The sequence below is a fragment of the Centipeda sp. (in: firmicutes) genome (genome assembly GCF_057271695.1).
This window is the reverse complement of the sequence record NZ_DBHIVL010000003.1, coordinates 38457-59033: the sequence shown is the minus strand read 5'-3', so window position 1 is coordinate 59033 and position 20577 is coordinate 38457. Positions and strand designations below refer to the sequence as shown.

At 54.7% G+C, this 20577-nt stretch carries 26 protein-coding genes; all 26 read right to left on the bottom strand.

Annotation, left to right across the window (positions count from 1 at the left end; genetic code table 11):
• The 26 genes from ACO6BQ_RS01305 to ACO6BQ_RS01180 all read right to left on the bottom strand — a co-directional run bounded on the left by ACO6BQ_RS01305 (window position 1) and on the right by ACO6BQ_RS01180 (window position 20448).
• Window positions 1-222, bottom strand: a complete 222-nt coding sequence (locus tag ACO6BQ_RS01305; RefSeq protein WP_489118908.1) for a hypothetical protein — start codon at window positions 220-222, stop codon at window positions 1-3.
• Window positions 222-1955 (bottom strand): hypothetical protein, encoded by a 1734-nt coding sequence (locus tag ACO6BQ_RS01300; RefSeq protein WP_489118906.1) that lies wholly within the window; start codon window positions 1953-1955, stop codon window positions 222-224. Before ACO6BQ_RS01300 ends, ACO6BQ_RS01305 begins: the two co-directional genes overlap by 1 nt.
• The gene (locus ACO6BQ_RS01295) at window positions 1952-2857 is read right to left on the bottom strand and encodes a hypothetical protein (protein ID WP_489118904.1); all 906 of its coding nucleotides are present in this window, start codon (window positions 2855-2857) and stop codon (window positions 1952-1954) included. Before ACO6BQ_RS01295 ends, ACO6BQ_RS01300 begins: the two co-directional genes overlap by 4 nt.
• A 10-nt stretch (window positions 2858-2867) precedes the next feature.
• The gene (locus ACO6BQ_RS01290) at window positions 2868-3281 is read right to left on the bottom strand and encodes a hypothetical protein (protein WP_489118900.1); all 414 of its coding nucleotides are present in this window, start codon (window positions 3279-3281) and stop codon (window positions 2868-2870) included.
• A gap of 2 nt (window positions 3282-3283) precedes the next feature.
• Window positions 3284-3625: a phosphoribosylformylglycinamidine cyclo-ligase gene (locus ACO6BQ_RS01285; protein ID WP_489118898.1), complete on the bottom strand. Its 342-nt coding sequence runs from the start codon at window positions 3623-3625 to the stop codon at window positions 3284-3286.
• Window positions 3597-6149, bottom strand: coding sequence for a hypothetical protein (locus ACO6BQ_RS01280; protein ID WP_489118896.1), 2553 nt, complete (start codon window positions 6147-6149; stop codon window positions 3597-3599). The genes ACO6BQ_RS01285 and ACO6BQ_RS01280 overlap by 29 nt, the downstream gene beginning before the upstream one ends.
• Window positions 6150-6335: 186 nt before the next feature.
• A complete protein-coding gene (locus tag ACO6BQ_RS01275) occupies window positions 6336-6650 on the bottom strand; it encodes a hypothetical protein (protein ID WP_489118894.1) in 315 nt (104 codons plus the stop codon).
• An 11-nt stretch (window positions 6651-6661) separates the two neighbouring features.
• Entirely contained in the window at window positions 6662-7261 is a 600-nt protein-coding gene (locus ACO6BQ_RS01270; RefSeq protein WP_489118892.1) for a major tail protein, read from the bottom strand.
• A gap of 1 nt (window position 7262) precedes the next feature.
• The gene (gene gp17, locus ACO6BQ_RS01265) at window positions 7263-7625 is read right to left on the bottom strand and encodes a tail completion protein gp17 (RefSeq protein WP_489118890.1); all 363 of its coding nucleotides are present in this window, start codon (window positions 7623-7625) and stop codon (window positions 7263-7265) included.
• A complete protein-coding gene (locus ACO6BQ_RS01260; protein WP_489118888.1) occupies window positions 7622-8020 on the bottom strand; it encodes an HK97 gp10 family phage protein in 399 nt (132 codons plus the stop codon). Before ACO6BQ_RS01260 ends, gp17 begins: the two co-directional genes overlap by 4 nt.
• Window positions 8013-8351, bottom strand: a complete 339-nt coding sequence (locus ACO6BQ_RS01255) for a phage head closure protein (protein WP_489118886.1) — start codon at window positions 8349-8351, stop codon at window positions 8013-8015. The genes ACO6BQ_RS01260 and ACO6BQ_RS01255 overlap by 8 nt, the downstream gene beginning before the upstream one ends.
• Window positions 8352-8627, bottom strand: coding sequence for a head-tail connector protein (locus ACO6BQ_RS01250; RefSeq protein ID WP_489118884.1), 276 nt, complete (start codon window positions 8625-8627; stop codon window positions 8352-8354).
• A gap of 68 nt (window positions 8628-8695) precedes the next feature.
• The gene (locus ACO6BQ_RS01245; protein ID WP_489118883.1) at window positions 8696-9871 is read right to left on the bottom strand and encodes a phage major capsid protein; all 1176 of its coding nucleotides are present in this window, start codon (window positions 9869-9871) and stop codon (window positions 8696-8698) included.
• A gap of 23 nt (window positions 9872-9894) precedes the next feature.
• Window positions 9895-10584, bottom strand: coding sequence for a head maturation protease, ClpP-related (locus ACO6BQ_RS01240; protein ID WP_489118881.1), 690 nt, complete (start codon window positions 10582-10584; stop codon window positions 9895-9897).
• Window positions 10574-11827, bottom strand: coding sequence for a phage portal protein (locus tag ACO6BQ_RS01235; RefSeq protein ID WP_489118879.1), 1254 nt, complete (start codon window positions 11825-11827; stop codon window positions 10574-10576). Before ACO6BQ_RS01235 ends, ACO6BQ_RS01240 begins: the two co-directional genes overlap by 11 nt.
• 68 nt (window positions 11828-11895) lie before the next feature.
• The gene (locus ACO6BQ_RS01230) at window positions 11896-12222 is read right to left on the bottom strand and encodes a hypothetical protein (RefSeq protein ID WP_302950090.1); all 327 of its coding nucleotides are present in this window, start codon (window positions 12220-12222) and stop codon (window positions 11896-11898) included.
• A 103-nt stretch (window positions 12223-12325) separates the two neighbouring features.
• Window positions 12326-14434, bottom strand: coding sequence for a terminase TerL endonuclease subunit (locus ACO6BQ_RS01225; RefSeq protein ID WP_489118876.1), 2109 nt, complete (start codon window positions 14432-14434; stop codon window positions 12326-12328).
• Window positions 14435-14529: 95 nt separating this feature from the next.
• Entirely contained in the window at window positions 14530-14808 is a 279-nt protein-coding gene (locus tag ACO6BQ_RS01220) for an Nmad4 family putative nucleotide modification protein (protein ID WP_489118874.1), read from the bottom strand.
• A 160-nt stretch (window positions 14809-14968) separates the two neighbouring features.
• Complete coding sequence (locus ACO6BQ_RS01215; RefSeq protein ID WP_489118872.1) at window positions 14969-15145, bottom strand: DUF5049 domain-containing protein; 177 nt, start codon at window positions 15143-15145, stop codon at window positions 14969-14971.
• A complete protein-coding gene (locus ACO6BQ_RS01210) occupies window positions 15142-15378 on the bottom strand; it encodes a DUF4314 domain-containing protein (protein WP_489118870.1) in 237 nt (78 codons plus the stop codon). Before ACO6BQ_RS01210 ends, ACO6BQ_RS01215 begins: the two co-directional genes overlap by 4 nt.
• Window positions 15362-16135 carry a virulence protein gene (locus ACO6BQ_RS01205; protein WP_489118868.1) on the bottom strand — a complete coding sequence of 258 codons (774 nt, stop codon included), beginning with the start codon at window positions 16133-16135 and terminating at the stop codon, window positions 15362-15364. Before ACO6BQ_RS01205 ends, ACO6BQ_RS01210 begins: the two co-directional genes overlap by 17 nt.
• 57 nt (window positions 16136-16192) lie before the next feature.
• Window positions 16193-17800 carry a DNA cytosine methyltransferase gene (locus ACO6BQ_RS01200; RefSeq protein WP_489118865.1) on the bottom strand — a complete coding sequence of 536 codons (1608 nt, stop codon included), beginning with the start codon at window positions 17798-17800 and terminating at the stop codon, window positions 16193-16195.
• A complete protein-coding gene (locus tag ACO6BQ_RS01195) occupies window positions 17797-18078 on the bottom strand; it encodes a prevent-host-death protein (protein WP_489118863.1) in 282 nt (93 codons plus the stop codon). Before ACO6BQ_RS01195 ends, ACO6BQ_RS01200 begins: the two co-directional genes overlap by 4 nt.
• A gap of 2 nt (window positions 18079-18080) precedes the next feature.
• Entirely contained in the window at window positions 18081-18620 is a 540-nt protein-coding gene (locus ACO6BQ_RS01190; RefSeq protein ID WP_489118861.1) for an N-acetylmuramoyl-L-alanine amidase family protein, read from the bottom strand.
• On the bottom strand, window positions 18617-19879 hold the full coding sequence (locus tag ACO6BQ_RS01185; protein WP_489118859.1) for a site-specific DNA-methyltransferase: 1263 nt from the start codon (window positions 19877-19879) through the stop codon (window positions 18617-18619). The genes ACO6BQ_RS01190 and ACO6BQ_RS01185 overlap by 4 nt, the downstream gene beginning before the upstream one ends.
• An 80-nt stretch (window positions 19880-19959) precedes the next feature.
• Window positions 19960-20448, bottom strand: a complete 489-nt coding sequence (locus ACO6BQ_RS01180; RefSeq protein ID WP_489118857.1) for a P27 family phage terminase small subunit — start codon at window positions 20446-20448, stop codon at window positions 19960-19962.
• Between the last annotated feature and the right edge of the window lie 129 nt (window positions 20449-20577).

Sequence of the window (20577 nt, the reverse complement as noted above, 5' to 3'; positions counted from 1 at the left end):
TCACGCTCCCACGATGACGGCTGTCCCGCCCCTTGAAATCTGTACCCACACCAAACTGCCGTCACTGGTGTTACAGTCCACTGCCGCACGGAAGGGATAAGATCGCTCCCCGATATGGACACGCCCATTCTGAATCCTGCCACGCTGCGCCTGTGACTCAACCACCTTCGAGTTCTTTATCCCTGCCCGTATCGCCGCTGCGAGCCCCATAACGCCGTGCATCAAAACCACCTCACCATCTTGATTGTCTGCCGCAAAAGACGCGGCGTGAGTTCCACCGTATTGGACTGAAGGAAATACTCGTATCCCTCAAAACGGATGCGCTCGGTGAAATCGACAATGTGGTCAATATCCGGAACGCCGCTACGAATCCGTGCGCGAATTTCCACTGTGACCGTCTCCTGCGTCTTGCGGTTAAGCCACTCGATTTCTCGTGTCAAGGCACGAAGATAGTCTGTCCCCACAACGGGAAACTCGGTGTCAATGAGGGAAGAATACGGAAGCGCATCATCGCTCGCGTAACTTGCACCAAGGCTGAGATTCGACTGCTCGACGGTGAACTGGCTTGCCTTGCCGCCGGGTTTTCCCTGTGAGAGCGAGCTTCCTTCAAGCACGCCGTCCACATAGACTGTGGTCGCATACCATCCGTAGCCGAGCGGGGCGTGGTAGGTGATGCGCTCTGTCCCCTTCTCGTTGCTCCAATCCTCCCAGTCATATTCCGTGTGCTTCTTTCCGTCATTGACTGCCTCGGTGGTACGTTCCCATTCCTTAAAGAGATACACGTCGCGCCCCGTGGAGGCGTATGCGTAATCCGTTCGGCTGGTCGAGCCGTCCACATTATGCGTGCGCTTCTCTGCGAGGTATTCCCCATCGTAGGTATAGGTGCTGTAGCCGTTCTCATTCGTCTCACGGACGAGAAAGCCGTTGGAGTAAGTGCGGCTGATCTCTTTGAAGGAAATCGTTCCGGTGAAAGGCACGGGAGCGGTATCCTCCTCGTTGTGCGCCCCGCTCTCATGATTGTTGTTCGCGCTGTGCCAGACGGAACGAACGAGTTTCCGTTCGATGGTCGGCTGCGCGTGCGGCCAGTTCGTAATGTCAATGACAGTCTCCTCCATGCCGCGCTGAATGATGTGGAGCGTATCTCCACGAATAAAGACGTTGATCTGCTGCTGCGGCAGTTTTGCCGTCCATCCGAAGAGCGCGGAGATGAAGTCATGGTAGGTCATACCGCTGCCCTCAAAGTTCTGCGACGGTGTGAAATCATCGGTCAGACGGTGTAATTTCAAACCAAGTGCCGCCGCAATCTCGGCAGCATAGCGCGACACCTTTGCCCGCTCGACGTAGATATGGATAGGCGTGTAGAGGAGGGTGTCCTTACTGTATGTTCCCTTAACGGACTGCATGATGCCGCGCTGACTTGTCTCCTCCACGAGAAAACGGAAGGCATAGTCCATCACACGCCCTTGGATGCTTGCACCAACAGACAGCGGTTGAACGCTTTCAAGTTGGATGTTGTCGGAGAGACTGAGTTCCCCAAGCGTCACGGAGAACGAGCGAATGCCGCGCTCTCTAAACTCTGCGTAGGTAAGCGTATGAGGAATCTCAATCCTCGTATCTGCCAATATATGCAGAAACTTGATAAGCTGACGTGCTGTATCTGTTCCAACGGAGCAGAATTGTCCGGTACGCCGCAACGTATCTGTATTTACCGATTCCGTCCGTCCAATCCGGCGGAGCAGCTTTCCTCTAATTGATACTTTCACTCCTGTTTGAAGCAATCGTCGTGTGTCGACGTGAACCACGCAGGATGCATGAAGTTCCCGCCTTAGATCACACGTCAGTTTTACCGGTTCTCGAATCATCGGGATAAACGTGATGTAAACGGCAGGGTGGAGATGGATGCGTCCAAAAGGAAACCACGAGATGAGAACACCGGGCATCAGCTTGATACTCATGTCCCCGCTCTCCATCCAAACTGTCGCTCTGCAAGCTCTGCAATTCTCAAAGGCGTGTCGTATGCTCCCATAACGTACCCCGCCGTATCTTGCCCTACGATATGTCTGCCGTGTTCTGTAATGACATCTCCACTCTTTTCAATCGCTGTCAGAGCGCACAGTCCTTCTGCTGTCCGATAGGCGGGCTTTGCAAAGGGCGCAATACTGACCACACGGGAGTTCCCTCCATATTGCGAGATGAGTGCCGAAACATCGACCGTCTGCAGAAGCTCCTGCCCTGCCGCCGTCGCTTCATAGCTGCCATCGCCGCAGTCGGTCATGTTTGTTTGTGTTGCCGCAACCTGCAGCAAAGCGATCTGCTCGCGGGGATCAATCGGGGCATCCGACAGGATGAGATTCGAGATAAGGGCGCGGTTGTTGTCGCTGAATATCTTGATGGTACGAGAATCATACGAGAGGTTTATATCCCTCTTATTGCAAAATTCATGATCGTTGACGACGACGTGCAGGATGCCATTGTTCTCATTCCCCTGCTTGATGTGAAGCCATACGGTACTCATTGCGTACATGGGAATGATCTCAGCGATGTCGGACTGGTAAAAAAGCGAGTTGGTTCCTGCGAGTCCGGAAATGGTCAAACTGCGATAACCTCTCAGATAGATTCCGTTTTGATACCCGATACCAAGTGAAAAATCGACATCATCACGCCCTTTTACCCCGAGAATATACAAATCGAACTTTCCGTAAAATTCCGTCGGAACTTCGGAAAGTTCGACTCCCCGCTCTTTGGAAGGCTGCCAAAAAGATACACCCGTCTTGCTGTACTGCTCACCCGTCACTGTTGTACCGCCGCTGGTCGAAAGCAACTCCGCATAACCAGGATTGATGTACTTGAACGACACGACGCACCTCCTAATCCGACACAAGCAGCCCTTCTGCTTGAAGATCGACACTCACATCGCTTTGTGGCTGCTCATCGGAAGAACTCGTTGCTTTCACCCAGAAGATGACATTCACAGTGCTGACACCGGAAAGTGCAATCTCATCCTTCCAGTCCGCAGCAGTCAAAACGGTATCAGTCGTATAATTGTGATCCATCGCCACCTTCCACTTGTCCGCATGATCGCCGACGAATTTGATCGTCAAGGCTTCGTCAATATGGAAGCCGCTCTCGCAGCGCACGGCGCATTTGATGGCTTTCTCCTCTGCCTTGCCCGCATCGAGGAGGACTGAGATCGGCGCAAGTTCCGTACCGGAGCTGACCTCCGTCCCATCTTTGCCGCCCTCAGTCGGATTGTTCATATAAATATGCAGCAGTTCTGCCATTGTCACACCCTCCAAAATTCAAGTGAAATCTTATATACCTTCGGGAAATGAGCCATATACTCGTAGGACTTCACCACAACACGCATCGAGGGCAGGACGCTCCCGCTCTCGTCCGTTACGGACACCCTTGCGCGGCTATCCCAATATGCCTTGATTTTCTCCCAGTCAGCGGCAGTTACAACAACGGTGCAAGAGATACGGTCTCCCTCTGCAATATGCCCGAAATCCTGCACGACCACACCGCCGACGATCTCCAAGAGCTGCTGACGGTCATCAGGAACGATCTGCCAGTTCTCGACACTCAGCGTTCTAACCTCACCAATGTGAATATGAATTGGAATCACCCCCTAGGGCATTTTCAACAGCAGGACGGATGCGGTCGGCGACATGATCGGCAAGCATACGCATTCCCTCGTTATCCTCCGTAACAGCATTCTCGATTTGCACCTGTATGTGAATCTGGCGATTGTCCGTCATAGAGGGAGATGTCTGATCCCCTTGCTGTGAAGCACTTGCGCCCTGCCCCGCAGTTTGGATGCTCTGCGCCTGTTGTCCAAGCCCTGCCATCATCTGTGAATACGAAAACTCCTGCCCATTGACACGGATGCGGGAACTGTCCTCACGCTTCTCGGGAGCAAAATTCGGCAGGAGATTCTCCATCGCCCATTTCCGTCCCGATTGGAACTGCTGAAGTAACTCTGGTGTCAGTCCTAAATCCTCTGTCGTGAACTTGTTCTTTTTGCGAAGGTACTCCATCAGTCCGACCTGCCCGGACTCCTTGAACACCTTCAGTTCCTCTTTCTGGGAACGGAGGACTTCCAGAGCGGCATTGCGCTTGGCATCGAGTTTTTGCTTCTCCGCCCAGCGTGTCGCCTCAACCTCATCCAGACCTTTCTGCACCCACGCATCCTTCTCGCGCTCAATCTCCGCAAGGCGGTTTTCAAGCTCCGTTTTCCAGATCGAGTCAATATTGGAAGCGACATCCCGCTCCCACTGCTCCATGACACGCGCCTTGCTCTCACTGAGCCACGCCTGTGTTTGGAGTTCGTCCAACCCCTTCTGACGAAAGGCATCCGCTTCACGGGAGATGGAGTCCAGCTTGTTCTGCAGGTCGGTCTTATAGAGCGCATTCGCCTTATCCACAACGTCGCGCTGAAAGTCAGCGTAGATTTTCGCTTCCTTTGCCAAGCGGTATTCGTCGATCAGATGCGGGTCTGCGCCCTTCTGGAAGAATTCGAAGGCCTCACGATCCAGAGCATGAAGGCTGTTCTGGACATCCGTGTGTGTCAGTGTATATAAATTGTCCGTCAGTTCTGCGGTCGCCTTTGCAGACTCGCTGACCATCTTTGCGGCATCTTTCTCTGCCGCCGCACGAATTTTTGCAGCTTTGGCATTCTGCTCTTGCGCCTTGGCATTCTTCTCCGCCTCGGCACGCGCCTTCTCCTCTGCCGCCGCTTTCTCTTTGGCAATCTTCTGCTGTTCTTGGTATTGCTTGTACTCATCGCCATAGAGAGCGTCGAGAACGGTGCCGCCAAGGAACGGAACAGCAATCAGCGGAGATGCCACGGGATGATTTTTCACAAGCCAGCTGTTCGCCTCGGCGTGCTCATTGACCTTATGAATCTGTTCCCCAACAAAGCCCGCAAGTTCTGCAACGGTCTTGAGTGCTTCACCCCATCCGAGGACGGCATCCTTGATTTCGTCCTTGTTGTCGCGAATCGTTTCAACGAGAGATTCAAAGCCGTCATTGATCTCGGGCATGAGTTCCTCGGCGACAGGAAGCAGTGCCGCACCAAGCGCAAGTTTCAGCTGCCCCGCTTCCATCTCCATCGCACGCCATTTGAGGTATGTTTCATGTGCCTGTTCCGGGTCGAGCAGACCTGTGGTCTTGACGCGAGATGAAATCGTCATAAGGTCTTCGTATTGTTCGAGAATGGGAATGAGTGCCACCCCGCGTGCTCCGAGCACTTCTGCGGTATATGCTTCCTCCATGCCCGCTTCGCTTGCGGTCTTGTATCCCTTAGCAAGCTGTGCCAACTGCTCGTTGAGCGGCAGGAGATTTCCCTGTTGGTCTTTGAGAGCGATCCCGAAACGAGAGAGGGCGCGGACGGTATCGTTGCCGGAATTGCCCGCAGCGGATACCTGCTTATCAAGACGAGCGATGAGAGGGATAATGCCCTTGATGTCCGTATCCGCAAGCTGAAACATACGCCCCAGTTCAGCGGCTTCCCCCGCAGAGACGTGAAGTCGTTGCGTCAGCTTATAGACGTTCTCGCCCGCAAGCATCGCGTCCTTGGTGACATTGAACAGTCCCGCACCCGTCGCCGCGACAGCCATAACTGCGGCCATCTTTGTGGAGAGGACATTGAACCCGCTCGTTAGATTCTTGACACCCGCCTGTGCCGCCGTCATGCCCGCTGAGATACGCCCGCCGAGTGTGCCGGAGAGTACCGCACTTTCCTTGAGGCGGTTATTCAGCTTTCGCACCTCGGCTTCGGTCTGCGCGACGGTTCTCTGCTGACGCAGGAGATTGCTCTCTGCTCTACGGTAAGACGCGCTGTCCACACCATCGTTTTTCTTTGCGGATTGGAGGACAGCGACAAGGATCTGTTCCTTCTGCCGCTGAATGTCGAGTTCTCGGTTGATCGCCTGATGGCGCACCTTGATCTTATCCAGTTCCGTCCCCACGCCATCGAGTTTCGCGAGGTCGGCATCCAACTTTAGATGGATATTATTCGCCTTGCTGTTCAGCCGTGCAATGGAGTCAGAGACGGTCTTGCCCGCCGTGTCAAAGTCCAGCTGCAGTTGTGCGATGTTGAGACCGATGTCGAGATAGAGTTCATCAATCTTTTGTCCGCGCTTTGCCACTCCATCTCCCTCCCTACATCACGTCGTCAATATAGCGTTCACATTGCTGCTGTTCGCACAGGGCCGTTACCACAAGCTGATCGAGCAAAAAAGCGACCTCATGGGAATCAACCTCGTGCATCGTCCACCCATAAGCCGACTGCAGCCGCTCGTAGTAACGCAGTAAATTCTGATACGGGGAAAGAACTACGCCTCTTTCCCCGTCTCCCCGTTTGGGAGGTTCACCAGTTTGGAGAAGGTCAGCGACTGAATCCAACGGAAAAGGGAGCGCGTCAACGGTACGATGTCCGCGACCTCTACGTTTTCGTCGATGACTTCTTTCGTGACATCATCACGTCCGAATCCAAGGACAATCAGTCGGACGTGCTCGTCCAGAAAATCTTCAAGGCTCAGACCTTCCTTGTCGGCATCAAAAAAGGCAAGGAACTCGCGCCACACCTTCATCTTCGGTGAACTCGGCGTGATCTCCCTGCCCGCAATATACAGAGTCGGCGTTTCCATCGTGTCCTCCCTCAGACCTGCTCGTACCACTTCGTCCCCGTCTCGGCGGCAAAACCCGCCGCCTCCTCATCCGCTTTGGCGTAGGAGAGACCGTCGGAAAGGCGGTAGATTGCCTTTGCCGTAAGTGTCGGCGTGTCGAACTGAATACTCTCCTGCTTCGAGTTGCCGCTCTCGGAGGGTTCCGTGAATTGGACTTTGTAGAATTTGGTGTATCTCTTCTTGCCGTTCCTCTTGTCCGACTGGAAGAGAACGGCGAAGTACGGAGCGACATCATCCTTGCCCGCCTTCATCACACCATTCTCGATGGCGTGTCCCAGAAGGTAGGCTGCATATTCCAGAGGAAGTGCCGCCGTGTCAAACGTGAGGTCATAAGATGCGGTATTGGATGCCGTATCCACGGACTGCCCGTCAGCGAAAAGCTCCGCCTGATTCGTCTGCGGCTTGATGTCCACCTTACGCAGAAGTTTTCCGAGCGGAATCGGAGCTTCGTAGGTCGCCGCCCCTCCTGCCACGTCGGTGAGCATCTTGGCGATATGTAACTTCTGGATGTTGATGAACTGCCCGCTCGTAAGATTCCCTGCGGGCTTTGCTGTTGGTGTTGGACTTGGCATTTTATTCTCCCTCCACTGCTGTTCTGTAATCTGTAATTTCAACGAATATATCTTTCTCAACGAACTCCTGCGTCTGCACCCTTACAAAGCCGAGTGGCAGAAGCGCGTTCTGCACAGCGCGATGAATCTCTCCGAATCTCCCATCCTTCGTCAGAATATGGACGCGTACCGTCACGCGCCGTTCCAACTCCATGCCATCGGCCGAGAGTGCTGGGACATCGGAGATCACCGAATAGACGATGATCGGATATGTCCCAGCATCGGGGCTGCGTCCGTGATAGATGCCCTTCTTCCCATATGCAAGAAGCTGCGTCAGTTCCCTCGAACGCACAAGTTCCTGATACACCATCCGTGCCGTACTCATTTCCCTCTCCTCCGAATGGCAGACCTTACGGCATCCACAATGGCAGAGCGAATACCGTCCTTCTTGGCATCGAGCGCGGGATAGAGAAACGGACGGTTGATGCGTGGGCTGAACTCAACGAGCACGCCGTAGAATACGCCATCCTGCGACTCTGCATCTGCTGCGATCCTCCAAACAGAGCCGTCCTTTCGACGCAGCCGCTTGTGGATGGAGTCGCGCAGTGCGCCCTTTACCACGCGCTTATCTGTTCCCGCATAGACGGGACAGCGGTTCTTTGCCTCTGCGACAACATCCTCCGCTCCGTGTGCGAGGGCTTCCTTTGCCGCAGCCGTCGCCTCCGCGCCGAGTTCCGAGAGGATTTTCTCGGCAGAGACGAATCCTCTATATCTAGCCATCTTCCACCAACTCCCTGCATTCCATGACAAGCCATTGTTTCTTCCCGCCAAGCGGATAGGGTGGCGAAATCGGTGTGAGTGTTTTATCTCCCCAACGGATACGATCCGTCACGCGCACATCCATGCGGTAACGGATCACAATGCGGTAGTCCACCTCCTGCACCTTTTCGGCGTACCCGTCGGATATTTTCGCCGCAAACGGCAGAACAAGCGCCCATGCCTTTGCAATCTCCTGTGTTGTTTGCGCGAGGATATTTCCCTCATCATCCGTATCTGTCACAGGGCGCAGGATGGAAATTCGGTGACGCAGTTCGCTCATAGACATCTGCATCTAAAAGACCTCCTTCCGCACACCGAAGAGAAGCGAGCGCAGTGTCAGCGCAAGACCGCTGTGATCCGCTTCCTCCCGATGTTCGTAGAGATAGGAGACAGCATAGAGGATTGCAACGCGCACAATGGCCTGATCTTCAACCTTGGACAGCTTCTTCACGCGCAGTAACGCTGTACAGATTTGTTCTGCCGTTTCCGTAAAGTGCGTGAGGAGATCATCTTCCTCATCGCCGTCAATCCGCAGATACTGCTTGACTGCTGCAAGCGGCACAAGCATAGAACCACCTCCCCTCTTTGCCGCAAAACCAATGAAATCGCTGATAAAATGGATAAGTGGACGATTTATCAGCCCTTCATCTTAAGCGTCTGCACAGCTTCCTCGAGGACGAGTTTGCCGTCCACGCGCTCCTTCATAACGTAGCCGACCATGCCGTTGCCCGCAAACAGCTCCTTGAGTTCCTGGAATGCACGAGTGCCGCGATCTCCGATGTTGTAGTAGGAGTAGTCGCCGAACGCGATGACGGTCTTGCCCGCTGCAATAGCAGGCATATACGCCGAGGAATAGACGGGATAGCCGAGCAGACGGTCTGGTTCACCCATCTGATACGACGGCTGCCAGAAATACGCTCCATTCGCATCCTTGAGCTTGCGGATGCTGGCAAGCGTCTGGTCGTTGACGATGAATGCTGCATTCTTGCGGTAGGGACGCTTGAGACTGTAAACGAGAGTGACGAGCTCATCCGCCTTGAGGTCTGCCGCCGCCGTGGTGACGGATGTCTTTGCGGAGGCAAGGAGTCCCTTCGGCTTGTGCGTCCCGTCGCCATTCAGGAACGCATCCTCCTCTGCGTTGCCGAGTGCCTTGCCGAACTGCTCAATGAGGTAGTTTTCAAGCTTGAAAGCGTTGTCGTAGAGAAGCTCCTCCGTCACCTTGACCGCAACGTGGAGTTTGTGCGCATCGAGAACGATCTGGTCGAAGGTCGCGTCCCCGAAGGTGAGAGGTGCGCCTTCCTCAATCCACGATGCCGCAGGTTTCGTGGCGGCGATGTTGATCTTATGTTCCCCGCTCGTCGTGATGACCGTCGCAAGCGGGCGCAGGACGTTCTCCTCATTCAGAACGTCGATGAGACGCTTGTCGTACTCCTCCGGCACGAGATAGCCTCCGCTGGCATCCACGCCTTCCTGCAGGACGTTCTCCACCTGCCTAAAGTTCGTGCGAAGTGCCCTCAGCATTGCCGCACGGTATGCCTCACTTGCACGTCCCGTCTTTTCTGCATTGAGCGCAGCCCCCGGCATATTGGTAATCGCCGCCGTTACAGGCTTTGCAAGCTGCGCGTCGAGAATCGCCTGACGCTCCATACGCTCGATGTCCTTCCCGAGCGCAAGCACCTCATTCTCCATCTGCTCGTACGCTTTGGCATCCTCTGCCGTAAGGCGGCCGTCCTTTTCGTGAGAATCCAGAAACTGCTTTGCTTGTTCCCACATTTCTGCACGCTTCTCGCGCATTGCCATGATCTTATCCATGTGTTTGTCCCTCCGTTAATTCCTTAATGTGAAATAGAAAAGAGCCGTCGTTTGAGCGGCTCTGCATCGACATTGTGTGTCCCCTGCCCGAATTTCGAGAGCAGAGAGTTCGTGACGGCGGCACGGGAGAAAATTAGTCCGTCTGCCGTATCGGTCACAGGACGCTGAACGTCCGCATAGAGAACGGAATCCGCAAATCCAAGCTCCACCGCCTTCTTTGCGTTCATCCACGTCTCGGCATCCATCAGTCGTGAAATCTTCGCACGGGACAGCCCCGTCTTGAGTTCGTATGCGTTGATGATACTCTCCTTGATCTCGGCAAGGAACGTAATCGTCCGCTCCATCTCATGTGTATCTCCGATGGATATGGTCATGGGATTATGGATCATAATGGTGGCCACGGGCGACATCTCAACCGTCGATCCTGCCATCGCAACAACGGATGCGGCCGAGGCGGCAATCCCATCAATCTTGACGGCGACATTCCCCTTATACTCCATGAGCATATTGTAGATCTGTGCCGCTGCATAGCAGTCCCCGCCCGGAGAGTTGATCCAGAGGTCGATATCTCCCTCGGCAGCGTTCAGTTCAGAGCGGAACATCTGAGGTGTGACCTCATCGCCCCACCACGTTTCGTCCGAGATTTCACCGTCCAGAAGCAAGATTCGCTTCTCTCCCTCGTTCCGTACCCAGTTCCAAAATTTACGTTTCATTGAGTTCTCCCTTCTGCCTAGCGGCAAACAGCCCTGCGTCCCTCAGTTTTGTCATATTCCCGTTGATGAGATAGAGATCGCCGCCTTCGTCTGCTTCGATGGGGTTCATGTCCTCAAGGCTGCGGATGTCATTTGCCGATAGCCATCCGTTCTGCCGCCCGATGGCATACCCCTCCATACGGCTCTTATAGTCCCCGCGCAGCAGCCCGTCCACGTTGAAGCGGATGAAGTAAGCCTTCCGCTCCTTGTCCGTCAGCAGTGCTTTCTGCAGCGACTGCTCCCATCGCATTACCCATGGATTCAGCGTATACTTTACGAACTCAAGCGATTGCTGCTCGATATTCGAGAACGAGGATTTCTCCAAGTCTCCGACCATATGCGGCGGCACACGGTAGAGCCGTGCAATCTCGTCGATCTGGAACTTCCGTGTTTCAAGGAACTGCGCCTCCTCGGGCGGTATGGCAATCTGCTGATACTTCACCCCCTCCTCAAGGACGGCGATCCTGCCCGTGTTCATCGTGCCGCCGTAGACGGCGTGCCAGCTCTCACGGAGCTTCGACGGGTCTTTGAGGACACCCGGATGTTCCAGAACACCGCCCGGACGCGCACCGTTCTTGAAGAATGCCGCGCCATATTCCTCCGTCGCGAGCGCAATCCCAATGGCGTTCTTTGCCATAGCGATGGGACTGTAGCCGACCAAACCATCGAAGCCGAGTCCCGGAATATGCAGCACATCCTCACGTCGTAGCCGAATCTGCCCCTTATCTTTGAAGTTCGGATTCTCCTCCGTGCTTCGCGTATAGGTGTAGTAGAGTTCGCCTGTGCGGCTGTCGCGGCTCACTTCCATCTTGTCCGGGAGGAGCGGATAGAGTCCGAGAACACGTCCTCTGCCATCCCGAAGTATCTGGGCGTAAGCATTTCCCCACAGGAGGAGATGCGCCATAAGTGTCTCGCGGAATACGAAACTCGTCATCTCGGGATTCGGTGCATCGTGAAGGAGGAAGTACAGCGGATGCTCTGGTACACGCTCCTTGCCCTGCCCTTTGTATCCGTAAACGTGAAGCGGCAGTCCCGCGATGGATTCGGCGAGGATGCGCACACAGGCATAGACCGCCGTCGTCTGCATGGCCGTCCGCTCGTTGACTGCCTTGCCCGCTGCCGTCTGACCAAACAAAAAGGACAAGCCGCCAAGATGATTCTTGGGCTTGTCCCGCGAACGGAAGAGTTTACTGAATAGGTTCATGGAAACCTCCATTTCAAAAGATGATAGCAGAAGCGCCGCCCTTCCGAGCGGCGCTCCCTCATTTCGGTTTAGAAGTTTTCGATGCAGGAAAGCTCCATGCTGTTGATTGCGGCTGTGAATCTTGCCCCCCGCGCAATCTCGTCGGCGGCTTTCAAAAGTTCCTCCGGCGTTGGATCTCCGCCCATCTGGCAAATGCCGGCGTTTGCTTTGATGTCCCAGAAAACCTTGCGGGCTTCCCAATCCGTCTTGTCATAATCCCTCTCTTTGCGAACCTCGATGCGGATGTAGCTGTCGTGGTTGCTCTCGTTTGCCCAGCCCATCGTGTTTTCCTGCAGCTTGAGTCCGTACTCGGCAGCCTTGCTCTCGATGATCTTGGCGATTTCCTGCTTGTTCATTTTCTTTTCCTCCGTTTCTTGGCTCTTCGGTTTTCCCTTTCGGTATGTGTATATTCCCGTACTATCACAGAAATAGCAAGGCCATATGTGCGTATACAATCATCTAAAACACCCACACGCCGCGATTTTCGTACACCGATTCCGACGTATCATTCTCACAGCGGATTGCACGATCCAGTGCCATAATCAGCGCAATCACGCCGTCAATCTTCTCGGTGGATTTTTCCTTGTCCGCCTTGATGTTGCCCGCAGGATCGGTGCGAATGAAGATGTTGTCTGCCATCCAGCGCAGGACGGGATGTCCGCCGTGCGCTATTTTCTTTTCCAGAGTGAGCTTCATCAGCTCCTTGGTCGGCGGACTCATGTCTTTGAACCCCTGTCCGAACGGGACAACGGTGAATCCCATTCCCTCAAGGTTCTGCACCATCTGCACTGCGCCCCATCGGTCAAAGGCAATCTCACGGATGTTGTACTTTTCGCCCAGTTTCTCGATGAACGTCTCGATGAATCCGTAATGCACAACATTCCCCTCTGTGGTCATAAGAAAGCCCTGCTTCTCCCACACGTCATACGGAACGTGATCGCGCCGCACACGCAGGTCGATATTCTCCTCGGGAATCCAGAAGTACGGAAGCACGGCAAACGGCTCATCTTCCTCCGTCGGAGGGAACACGAGGACAAATGCCGTAATGTCCATCGTCGAGGAAAGGTCAAGACCGCCGTAGCAGACACGACCCTCTAAGGACTCAGCGTCAACAGGAGCGGCACACGCATCCCACTTGTCCATCGGCATCCACCGTACGGACTGCTTCACCCATTGATTCAGACGAAGCTGTCGGAAGCTGTTCTCCTCGGCGGGATTCTGCCGTGCCGAATCGCAAGCCGCCTGTACCTTGTCGATGCCGACCGTAATGCCGAGCGACGGATTCGACCGTTTCCAGACCTCCGGGTCTGTCCAGTCCTCATCCTCCTTTGCTCCGTAGATCACGGGATAGAAGGTCGGATCAATCTTTCGTCCTTCGAGAATGTCCTTTGCTTTCTGGTGCGTCTCGTAGCAGATGGACTGTGTATCCGTTCCTGCTGTGGTGATAAGGAAGTAGAGTGGCTGCATTCGCGCATCGCCGGAGCCTTTCGTCATAACGTCAAAGAGCTTGCGGTTCGGCTGCGTGTGAAGCTCATCAAATACCACGCCGTGGATATTGAAACCATGCTTTGAGTATGCCTCTGCCGAGAGCACCTGATAGAAACTGTTCGTCGGCAAATACACCATGCGCTTCTGGGAGGCGAGGATCTTCACCCGTTTGCCGAGTGCGGGACACATCCGCACCATGTCGGCAGCGACCTCGAACACGATGCTCGCCTGTTGACGGTCAGCGGCACAGCCGTAAACCTCGGCGCGTTCCTCCCCATCGCCGCAGCAAAGAAGAAGTGCGACGGCAGCGGCAAGTTCACTGTTGTGGGTTGGAATGAAGGACTCCCCTACAAGATAGCAATGACTGGCACTGTCCACCTGAATGCACTGCATGGGGACTCTCTCTGAGAGCGGCACAATGTCTGCCAAATAATGAAAACAGGAACGAGCAACGGGCAGGTTTCTTTCCTCGATCTGCAGCGTCTTTGCCGCAGGGATACGGATGATGGAGCGATACACATCTTTTGCATTCCCCCTATACCACTCGCGATATTCCATCGTCTGACGGTAGATTTCACCAGTTGTCCAAAGCACGGATCGCGGCTCCCCGATGATGTAATCCACATTCCAGAGATGCCGCTCTCCCGCAACAATGGAAGAACCGTCACGGAAGGTCAGTCGATAGGCTTGCTCCGTATCATCCACATCGCTCTTGGCGACAACACGGCAGGGATGTCCGTTTTCATCAAAAACGGTATCTCCCACGCGAATATCACCCATTGTGGTAAATCCGCTCGGTGTGGGGATTTTCGTATCGAGAGCAAGCTGTTTTCCCTGTTTCTTGGGAATCTCCACATATGCCGTGTTGAACTGCCGATACCCGTTCGGCTTCAGAATTCCGAAAGTGTCTCGGATAATGCGCTCCTGCCAGTCAATGAGTTCAAAGGGCTTTCCTGCCCACGTCCCCTTCGTATGGCACAGGCACTCGATGAATCCCACGGCATAGTCCGCAGCCGCTTTGTCATAGTGCGATTCCTCTGCCATGAACTCCGTCGGCTTATAGTCCGTCAGTTTTCGCAAGCAATCACCCCCATCAAAAAAGAGCCGCCGTCAGCGACTCAAAACATCCGTAACGAGAAGCAGCCCCGAAGGGCTGTTTTGTTGTTCGGCGTGGCTTAGATGCGCTTCATGCACCAAGCCATCGCGTGCCCGCCGTCCTCAAAAAGCTCCGTGGCGGCTTCGACGAGGTTCAGGCGGCATTCAATGTCCGCAAAGCCTGTCTCCTCCGGCGTTTCGACCATCTCGTAGACGGCTGCGTGGAAGCCCCAGCATTCCATCCCGACGACAAGGATCTGCTCGCCGTAGCGAAGGATCGCGCCGCTCGTTCCGAACCGCATCTCATCGAGGTGCTCCATCGTGGTGGTCTTCGGCCATCTTGCTTCTACGTTTCTCATTTTGTGTTCCTCGCTTTCTGTGTGTAGGTTGTTCCCTTTGGTCATGTACATATATGCCTCTAAACGCAGAATATAGCAAGTCGTATTTTGAATAAACTATACTTATTTTTCGAGAGAAACACAGCCCCGAAAGGCTGTGCTAAATCCCTAGAATCGTAAGCTATTTTTCACCCGTGAGGATAAATCGTACATACGCCGCACGGTCTTCCTCGATGAAGCAGACCAGTTCGTAGAATCCCATCTCAAATGCCATGCGCTGAACACCGGGAACGTCGAACATATTCACTCGCCCCGAATCACGGATGTCCATGATCTGCGAGAAAACCTTCTCGTTCATGACTGACCGCCTTTCTGCACGATGTGGAAAGAGTCCACACCGGGGATCAGGCTCAGTGACGATCCTGTCTCCCACCGAACGAGAAGCTGTCCCGCGTCATCGACGCCCATGACCTCGCCCCTCGTCCCCGTCGGCGGGGCTTGCGGATCGTCCATCGAGAGGAGTTCCACTCTCGTCCCGTGCGGGTACCGCTCTCGAAGTGCGGCAATCTGCTCTCTACTCGGAAACCGCATGATCTTCAGCCTCCTTCCGATGTCCGCTCTTGAACGCGCTGCTGCCGATGAGGTTCTGCAGGAGAATCTTGCGCGACTCTTTGTAGGCGTTTCCGATCATGCCGAGGCGCAGGAGGAAGCAGCGGAAAGCGTATTTCTCGTTGTCCACGATCTTCTCTTTTGCCGTGACGCGCTTCTGCGTCCGTGCCATCAGGCAGAGCATGCTGATGAACTCAGCATACGCTTTTGCCGTCTCGTCGGTGATCGTCCCGTGCAGCCACGCGAAGGTGATGCGATCATCGGTCAGTGTGTAGGTCGCCTCGCGGATGTCGAAGGCGTGTCGGATGAGCCGCCCCTTGCTCCGAAGGAGTGCGTCCAGATTTTTCAGTGCGGTCTCCGTGAAGAGGCTGCGCGGGAGGCTGATGGAAAGGCTGTCCTCGTCGGGTTCTTCTACCGCCGTTTCTGCTGCGACGGGTTCATCCTCTTCGCCTTCCGTCAGGATCGGCGCGTCTGCCGCTGTGTTCGCGCAGGAAGCCTTGTTCTCCCCGTCCTCGGACGTGAAGCCCGCCTCGCGCAGTGCCGTGCGCACACGCGCAACAGTCGCTTCGTCAAGGGCATCGTCGAAGCAAAGGTTGCCATCCTTCGTGATCTCAAATGCGCCGACCTTGTAGGAAAAACTCGGTGCGCCGCAGTAGACGGGCTTTTCGCTGACTGCCTTGCCGACTGCCGCAACCATCGCCTTGCGCTCTTCCTTTTGGATGTTGTAATTGACCTTCATGGTGATTACCTCCTTCATGTACTTTGGTCATTACATTCATCCCTCTAGTTGGAGTAATTAGCAAGCGGATTCTTTTGTATACACCGAATGCCCGAAATGTGCAATTCCTGTAAGGACGTAGAACACACAAGGAAGTGCGACACCGTTCCCCCACATCTTATACTCTGCTGCATCCGAGTGCGGATTCTTCAGCCATCTGCGAATCTGCGTATCGGTCTTGGGCTTCTTGCCGCCTGTGATTTTTCGGTGCGTCTCAAAGACCGTGCGCCAGAACACCATTTCTTCCTCCGTGGGATTGTCGGTTTCAAGCCCCGCGCACCATCCGTCTGGAAAGCCCTGCAAGCGTCCGCACTCGGTCGGTGTCAGTCTGCGGACGGCATAGACTGGTTGATTGACGACCATCGGGGCTTTATAATCCCGTGCCATGAGCGTCGGGCATTTCTCCTTTGCAAAATGAGAGTGGCAGCCCGTTGTCATGGCATAGACGGCATGACGGTCAGCGGTATTGAGCGTAAAACTCACATTCTCTGCGATGCCGCTTCCCTGCGGACCGTTCTTCTCCTGCCGTCCGATTATCGAGCCTTGGATGGAGACGACCGCAACGCCGCCCTGACAGCATGCAGGATTCCCGCCGCTTTGGTCAATCGTCCGCGCCGTCTCCGTCTCATAGATGCCGGCGTGCGGATTGTCGGATTTCATCGCATTGGACTGGAATGACGAGATTCCGTATGCCTGTACGTCCTTTAGGACAAGCGGCTGATTGTTCCCGCCCGTACCGTAATGGCGAAGTACGGTCGGACAGATTTCCAGAGGACCGTTGTACCGTGCATCCGAGCCGTGTGACTCGAATACGGCGGGAACGGTTTCAGTTCGTAGTGTCGGAGATTTCTCCTCCGCATAGCCGATGCTGCGGCTCTGTGCGGAATGCTCGGTACAGAAACCTGCGCTTACCCGCCCGCCTGACGTATGAGTGCCATCCGCAAACTCTCGGGCAGTGCCTTGCCACGCAGCGAAGCACGGCGCAAGATCCCGACACACGCTTTCGGTGTCAAATAGTATTTCTCCGGCACTTGATCCTGCAAAATCTGCGACAAGGTAGATTCTGCGCCGACGCTGTGGAACTCCCCAGCCCTGTGCGTCCATGAGGCGGTACGCAATGTTCCATCCGTCTCCCATGAGAATGTCGGCGTATGCCCATCCACCTTTTTCAGGCAAAGGCACCTCGGGTGCTTCCGGCTCTTTGATACGGACAATCTCCGTAAGGACAGATTGGAAGTCCCGTCCCCCGGAACTTGAGAACGCTCCTGCGACATTCTCCCAGACGATGAATCTCGGATAGTTCCCATGTGTTGCACACCTCATTTCCTGCACGATACGAATTGCCTCAAAGAACAATATGGACTCCTGCCCATGCAGCCCTTCCCGCCGTCCCGCGATGCTGAGATTCGTACAAGGCGAACCGAAGGTGATGATATCCACAGGCTCAATCTCATCGCCGTGAATCCGATGTATGTCTCCAAGATGTTTGACGGAAGGAAGGCGCTTCGTGGTGACGCGAATCGGGAACAGTTCGACCTCCGATGCCCACTTCGGTTCTATCCCCGCAAGAATTCCTCCAAGTGTGAAGCCCCCGCTCCCGTCAAAGAGACTGCCAAGCGTCATCATTTCACAATATGGGGCGCTGTCATACGTTCGAGCATCTTCCCCGTCATCCAGATCGCCCCGTCGATAACAAGCGGTAGAAAGATACGGTCGCGGAATCTGCACCATCCTGACTCCTTCTCGGCACTCTCTTTCAGTGCCGCCGTATACGCCGCCGACACTTCACGCGCTGCAGGAAGCCCCTTCTCATGCAGCCAGAGAACCGTCGCTTCCTTCGCCTCCGCCCGCACAAAATCCCCTACATGATTCTTCAGTTCGTTTTGAATGTGTTCCAGTTTCATCTTCAACACTCTCCTTCATAGTCCGTTACCCCACGCGCAATGGCGCGGGCAAATTCATCCTGCTGCGTCCCAAGAAGCTCTGCATCGCCCGCATGGTCGATAAACGCAAGCTCCACAAGCACAGCGACCGCATCCGTGTTGCTCAGAACGTACAGACCGTTGACACCGGGCTTTGCCCCCTTCACGCCGCGATCCACGGTTCCGAGCGCATCCACAATCTGATTCTGGATGCAGCGTGCCAGTGTCTCCCCTGCGTCGCTTCCGTAGTAGTGCCAGACCTCCGTCCCGTTCGCACTGCCGTTACAAGCGTTGCAGTGAACAGAGATGAACACATCGGCATCCGCACTATTGGAAGCTGAGACAACTTCATGCAGACTGTCGGATTGGAGATTACCGACCACCTCAACACCTGCGGCACTCAGATACCCCGCCGCAAGGTCTGCGACATTTTTTGCAACGTCAGATTCCCGCAATCCATAGCCACACGCACCGGGGTCGGGATTCCCGTTCGGGGCATGTCCTGCATTTAGGAATACTTTCATTGTGATACCTCCTTCGGCACATCCACATACGGAATGCGCTCACCCTCACGTTCCAAAAACACATCTTCTGCATTGCCGTCCTTGCTCTGGATGTATCGCTCAACGGTAACATCCACAAACTTCGGCTCAAGCTCCACGCCGTAGCAGATACGCCCCAACTGGTCACACGCAATCAGCGTCGAGGCCGAGCCGAGGAAGCCGTCGAGTACGATGCCGTTCGTCTGCGTACACTGCTTGATGAGATACGCCAGAAGCGGCACAGGTTTTGAGGACGGATGACCGCAGCCGTCTTTCTTCGAGTCCTTGATACGGTCAAAGGCAAAGACGGTGGTCTGCTTCTGATCGCCATACCATCTATGCCGTCCGTCCTTCCTCCATCCCCAGATAATCGGCTCGTGGATGTACTTCCAGTCCGTCCGTGTGAGCACAAGGCGGTCTTTCTTCCACACCAAGCCTGCGCCAACTTTAAAGCCCGCATCCTCATAAGCGTCATGAAAGATGCGGGCTTTTGCTGTTGCGTAGAAAACGTAGATGGAAGCGTCGGTCGCCATCGCCGAGTGGAAGGCGGTAAAGGCAGATTTCAGGAACTCGTAGGCATCCTTGTCATTCAGATCGTCGTTCTTTATTTTCCCGGATGTGCTTTCAAGCTGGATCATGTATGGGGGATCCGTGCATACGAGGTTGACCTTCTCGCCGCCGAGCAGCCGCTCGTATGTCTCCGGCAGTGTGGAATCGCCGCAGATAACACGGTGCTTGCCGAGGTGCCAGACATCGCCTGTTTTGGCAAAGCATGGCTTCTTCAGTTCCGCATCCACGTCGAAGTCGTCTTCCTGCGCCTCCCCATCATCCAGAGAGAGCAGGTCGGCAATCTCGGATTCCTCGAAGCCTGTGAGCGAGATGTCGAAATCCATGTCCTGCAAAGCTTCCATCTCAACGCGCAGCATATCCTCGTCCCATCCCGCATCAAGTGCGAAACGGTTGTCTGCGAGGATGTATGCCTTCTTCTGCGCCTCGGTCAGATGATCGACGAATACGCATGGAACTTGCTCGATGTTCTCCTCCTTCGCAGCGAGGATTCTGCCATGTCCCGCTATGACGTTGAACTCCCGGTCGATGATGACGGGATTCACAAAGCCGAACTCACGCAAAGACGAGCGCAGCTTGGTGATCTGCTCCTTCGAGTGGGTACGGGCATTGTTTACATAAGGCACGAGCTTTCCGATGGGGACAAGCTGCATTTCGGATGTGGTTTTTCCCAAGATGTACACCTCCTGCAATAAAAAAGCGACCTATGTCGCCAACTGTATGTTTTAGGCTGCGTCTCAGCTAATCTTTCCGCTTATCCCCTCCTAGAACGAAGAAGCCGCTCCATCAAGTCATCCTGCGGCGAAACACCCTTATATTCCGTTGAGCAGTTATCGCGGACGATAGCGAATATCTCGTTCCACAGCCGATTGGTCTGCTTCATGTAGTTCTGGCTCATGGCGACATAAGGAGACTGTATGGGCTGAGAACTAATCGGATGCTTGCCCAGATAGCCGTATTTGCTGACCGCCTCCTCACAGTGAATCCAACGTGCCGCACTCACAGCATATCGCTCCAAGAGCGCAGGAGATACCAGTTCTGCACATCCGCGCCGCTTGAGCCATTCCCACGCTTCTTTGTAAAGTTCACTCGCGGAGAGCGTGGAGCCGTCACGCTGCGTAGCCGATAAAAACTCCTTGGGAGGCGGCATATCCACGCCCTCCGGCTCTGTGGCAATCTGCTCAAAGTCCAAGACCTTCAGCTTGCGCTTGCCGGGATTGCCCTCGGTCACTTTTTCTGCCAAGGATTTTCTTGGTCTCCCTCCCGTGCCGGGCTGCGGTCCTCTAAGCCCCATACGTTTCCCCCCTTAAAACTTTTCAAAACTTTTTTGAGCATAAGTTTCAGCATTTGGACTGTTTTATCGAGCGGTTCA